Origin of the sequence: Mesorhizobium sp. M7A.F.Ca.CA.003.01.2.1 (genome assembly GCF_003998945.1) — a bacterium.
Classification (GTDB): domain Bacteria; phylum Pseudomonadota; class Alphaproteobacteria; order Rhizobiales; family Rhizobiaceae; genus Mesorhizobium; species Mesorhizobium ciceri.
Window position 1 is genome coordinate 1 of record NZ_RZRA01000382.1, and the last position, 4,940, is coordinate 4,940.

Annotated in this window: 4 protein-coding genes; 1 reads left to right on the forward strand and 3 read right to left on the reverse strand. The window is 64.6% G+C overall.

Annotated elements, in window-relative coordinates:
* The first annotated feature begins 152 nt into the window (after nucleotides 1-152).
* Nucleotides 153-2,309 carry a phospholipase D-like domain-containing protein gene (locus tag EN969_RS16650; protein ID WP_063169213.1) on the forward strand — a complete coding sequence of 719 codons (2,157 nt, stop codon included), beginning with the start codon at nucleotides 153-155 and terminating at the stop codon, nucleotides 2,307-2,309.
* Nucleotides 2,310-2,313: 4 nt separating this feature from the next.
* On the opposite strand, the gene EN969_RS16655 is transcribed toward EN969_RS16650, so the two are convergent.
* The 3 genes from EN969_RS16655 to rnk all read right to left on the reverse strand — a co-directional run bounded on the left by EN969_RS16655 (nucleotide 2,314) and on the right by rnk (nucleotide 4,669).
* Entirely contained in the window at nucleotides 2,314-3,570 is a 1,257-nt protein-coding gene (locus EN969_RS16655) for a D-amino acid dehydrogenase (protein WP_013529082.1), read from the reverse strand.
* A 119-nt stretch (nucleotides 3,571-3,689) separates the two neighbouring features.
* Entirely contained in the window at nucleotides 3,690-4,244 is a 555-nt protein-coding gene (locus tag EN969_RS16660; protein WP_082826563.1) for a nucleoside-diphosphate kinase, read from the reverse strand.
* 2 nt (nucleotides 4,245-4,246) lie between these two features.
* The gene (rnk, locus tag EN969_RS16665; protein ID WP_027162554.1) at nucleotides 4,247-4,669 is read right to left on the reverse strand and encodes a nucleoside diphosphate kinase regulator; all 423 of its coding nucleotides are present in this window, start codon (nucleotides 4,667-4,669) and stop codon (nucleotides 4,247-4,249) included.
* Between the last annotated feature and the right edge of the window lie 271 nt (nucleotides 4,670-4,940).

Sequence of the window (4,940 nt, forward strand, 5' to 3'; positions counted from 1 at the left end):
CGTGACGACAACGCAACGCCGCGCAAGATGCGCGGCGAGGCCGAACTGCTGATCGCCACCTTCGCCATTCCCGTCTGCAAGGTCTTCCCGCAGGGCTTCATGCCGCCGCGCGATCCGGCGCAATTGAGCGCCCTGAAGACCGGAGCGGCCGGGTGAAGGGTCGCGCATTCATCGCCGTTGTTCTGTTCGGGCTGGCTGTCCTTGCCGGCTGTGCCGGTACTGGTCGCAATGCCTGCGATCTCCTGCAAGGCCAGAGCGCTTGCGCGCGACCCGCGCTCTCCGCGGAGACAGCTGGGCCGCGGATCGCCGCCGCGCAGTTTTTCGGCGACGCCGGCACCAGCGACTACGAAAAACGCTTCCTGGCGCTGCTCGCCCGCCATCAGCTTGGCGCCATGGACCGCGCCAACGGCACCGGCCCTTTCGGCCACGACCGCCATGAGATCGCCAACAGCGATTTCCAGGCGACCTACCGGACGCTGCAAAAACTGGCCGGGCCGGTTGCCGAAACGCATCTGCCGCCGGCCGACGCCAACAGCGGCGAGGGTCATTTTGACGGACGCTGGCGGGTGTCGCGACAGACGCTCTACATCGATGCGGCGGCGCGGCCTTCGGCGCCCAAGACCTTCGATTTCTCCGGCCTGCAAGCGCGCAGCGTCGAGATCGTGCTGCGCCAGGCCGGCAAGCAACCGGCCGACATCGAAGGCGTCTGCGACGGCACGCTGGCGATCCGTGCCGGCGGCGCTTCACGCACCATCGCCACGGGCACGGCATTTCGCTTTCGCCTGTCCGGCGAGGACGATACGGTCAGCCTGTTTCCAAGTGACGGCCTGAACCGCTGCGCGGCAAGAATCCGCTCCAGCCTTGCTCCGGCCGGCGCGCCGCTCACCATCCGACGCGAAGAGACCGCCGATCCGGCGCTTGCCGCTTTCGACAGTCGCTACGAGCGTTGCCCGACGCCAGACCCAACCGGCCTCGATCCTCTCAGCCGCGCCTTCTATGCCAGCCGTTGGCTGTCGCAGACCTGTGCCTTGCCGATCGGAAAGCCGCGCCTGCTGCGCAAATCGCGCGACGGCTTCAACGCCAAGGTCGAGGCGCTGATGGGAGCGCCGCTGTCCGACAGCGCCATCGACAAGGGCGACCCGGAGCTGCCGCTCGACTTCTCCAGGGCCCCAAAACTGAAGCTGATCTATCTGTCATCCCTGGAGTTCAAGGCCGACTTCTCCGGCCGCATCATCGAACGGCTGATCCGTCATCATGCAGCCCTCGGCACCAAGGTGCGCATCCTGGTCACCGACGTGCTGGAGCGCGACAAGGACGACGCCATGCTGCATCGGCTGGCGGCCGAATTCCCCAATGTCGGGCTGCAGGAATATCGCTGGCGGGCGGACCGGGGCGCGCCGATCGACGAGCAGATTTCACAATTGCACAAGGTCCATCACGTCAAGATGCTGGCGACGCTTGCCGACGATCCACGGCGGTCGCGCGCCATCATCGGCGGCCGCAACATCCATGACGGCTTCCTGTTCCACCAGCCGATCGATCTGTCGCGCTATCCAGACCTTGAGCAATACGGCAAGACCGACGGGTTGTCGCTGAACTACTATTCGAACTGGAGCGACTTCGACATCGAGTTCGCCGATCCGGCCACGGTCGAGACCCTTGCCGCGCATCTTTCGACAGTGTGGCTGCGCGACGCCGACACCAATCTGGCGCGCCCCTTCTCCATTCCGGTCCGGTCCGACGGCGCCCGTCCTTCAGGCACGGCACGACACTTCATTTCGGTGCCTTACGAGGATGGCCATGCGCTGGAGGACTATTTCGTCGAGTTGGTCGACGCCGCCCAGCACCATATCCAGATCGTTAATCCCTACCTCAACCTGACGCCCAAGCTTGCCCAGGCTGTTGACCGGGCGCTCGCCCGCGGCGTCAGGATCGACATTGTCGGCCGCATCGATCTCAAGGGCGATATCGGCGGCAAGTTTCTCACCGCGCTCAACAAGCTGTTTGTCGAGAAATATGGCGATCGCATCAACATCCGCGAGTTCAAGGCGCCTGACGTGGTGCTGCATTCCAAGATCATGATGATCGACGAAAGGCTGGTCGCCATCTCGTCGGTCAACCTCAACAACCGCAGCTTCTTCCACGACAGTGAGAACGGCATGATGGTGCTCGATCCGGCCTTCTACACCAGGATGAAGCCGATCTATGACGACTATGTCGCCCACTCCAAACCGGTCGCCACCAATGTGACGATCCCGTGGGCCTACCGGCTGCTTTTCGACGAGGACTGGGTCCGGCAGGCGTTCTGACTCTCTAGCGCAGATAGCGCTCCTGCGCGAGGTCGCGGACGTCGATGTCAGGCACCCGGTTGGAGATGATGTCGGCCAGCACCTTGCCCGAGCCGCAAGCCATGGTCCAGCCGAGCGTGCCGTGGCCGGTGTTGAGATAGAGATTGGAAAGCTCGGTGCGGCCGATCAGCGGCGGACCATCCGGCGTCATCGGCCGCAGCCCGCACCAGAACGTCGCGTCCCGCATCGCGCCGGCGCCAGGAAAGAGATCGCCGACCGAGTGTTCCAGCGTGCGCCGCCGCGATTCGTGCAGCCTGAGGTCGAAGCCGGAAATCTCGGCCGTACCGCCAACCCGGATGCGGTCGCCAAGCCGGGTGATCGCCACCTTGTAGGTCTCGTCCATCACCGTCGAGACCGGCGCCGCCGCCGCGTCCTTGATCGGCACGGTGATCGAATAGCCCTTGACCGGATAGACCGGGATCGGCCGCTTCACTCGGCGCATGAAACCCGCCGAATAACTGCCCAGCGCCATCACATAGGCGTCGGCGGTCTTCCAGCCCTTGCTGGTGCTGAGATTGGCAATGCGGTTGCGGCTGCGGATGACGCGCCAGATCGTCACGTCGTACTCGAACTTGACGCCACGGGCCACACAGAGTTCGGCCAGCCTGTCGGTGAACATCTTGCAGTCGCCGGTCTCGTCGTGCGGCAGCCTGAGGCCGCCGACGAACTTTTCGCGCACCCCGGCAAGGCCAGGCTCAGCCGCGATGCAACCGTCCTGGTCGAGGATCTCGTAAGGCACGCCATACTTCTTCAGCACCTCGACATCGCCGCCGGTGCCGTCAAGCTGCTTTTGCGTCCGGAACAGCTGCAGCGTGCCCTGGGTCCGCTCGTCATAGGCGATGCCGGTCGCTTCGCGCAGCGCCTTGAGCGTATCGCGGCTGTATTCGGCCAGCGGCACCATGCGCGCCTTGTTGATCGCATAGCGCTCGGCCGTGCAGTTGCGCAGCATCTTGATGAGCCATGTCCACATATGCGGATCGAAGGCCGGCCGCACCACCAGCGGGCCATGCTTCATCAGCAGCCATTTGATCGCCTTCAGCGGAATGCCGGGCCCGGCCCAGGGCGAGGCGTAGCCGGGCGAAATTTCGCCGGCATTGGCGAAGCTGGTTTCCAGCGCCGGGCCTTTCTGGCGGTCGAGAACCGTCACCTCGTGGCCGGCCTCGGCGAGAAAGTACGCCGTGGTCACTCCGATGACGCCGCCGCCCAGCACCATGATCTTCATCGTTTACTCCTTGCCGCGTCGCACGCCCTTGAGGACGCCTGGACGCGGCGCATTCCGATTTGCGCATGATCCCCGGCGAAAATCGATGCCGATTTTCGAGATCATGCAGTGTTGCCTGTTCACGCCGCCGCAGGACCGGGGTCGTCGTCCCCTGTCTGCCGCATTCCGGCCCTTTCGCCAAGGGGCCGCCAATCGGCTGCGGCGCTGTAGACGAGGGTGAGCCCATGCGGCCGTCGCGCCTCGGCCTGGGATTTCTCCCTGACGGCACGCCGCGCGGCCTCCGGCTGGTAGAGCACGGTCGCGATCAGGACCGACTCCCGCCTGCCGTCGGCCTGTTCGATCCATGCAGTCTGGCCCTCGGCCATGCCGAGCATGCAAAGCCCCCGCCTTGTCATGATCGACAGGCTGGAGCCGACCGGGCCGCGCACCTCATTCTGCACCAGGGTCCGGGTCTGGGCGGGGCCGGCATCGACACGGAATACCAGCCTGCTGTTCAGCGTCACGATATCGGATCCGACCGAATCCATCGCGACGACCTCGGCCTTGGAAAGCTTGTCTTCAAGCATTGGAACAATCGGATCCGCGAAAGCCCGCCGACGCTCCAACATGATTTCGAGGACGGCGAAGTCCTTTGTCGTCAGCTGGAAATTCGCGCCTGTCATCACCGTCTCCATGATCAGGCCCCCTCCCGCCCGCAGGCCGGCGTATCGACCACTTCGATGGTCGCCGACAGTTCCCGGCCGCCACGGCTGCTCCAGCACACCGTCTGCCCAGCGGTCGCGCCGATGAGCGCCGTCCCCATCGGCGTCAGCACCGAGATCCTGTTTTCACTGATGTCTGCTTCGCCGGGATAGACCAGCGTGACGCGCTGGATGTTGCCGCCATCGTTGCGGATTGTTACCGCCGAGCCCATCCGCACGACATTGGCCGGCATGGAAGCCGCTGCCGTGACAACGGCACGGTCCATCTCCGAAAGCAATTCTTCGGCCGTCTCGGGCACGCGGTCGAGCGACGCCCGCGCCAGGCCCGTCAGCCTATGATGGTCGGCATCGGTGACCAGAAGCCGGCTCGGTGGACGCAATCCTGTTGCATGTTGCATGGCAAACCTCATGACTTGGCGCATCGAACAGACGCGCGCCTGCCGCCGCGCAAACGGTGGCTTGATGAAAAACCGGCAGCCGCGAAGCTGTCTGGCTCGGGAATGATAATGTCAGGTAGAAATGCCCCGGTTCGGACGGACGCCAAAAGGCGACCGCGCCGGGGCTACGATCCCGCGATCGGGCAGACCCTGAACAAGGTTCTGATATAAGCTGGGTTGCTCATGCATGGAGCCTTGCCGACAGGCGTCCGCTTGTCAAGCGCGGCCAAAC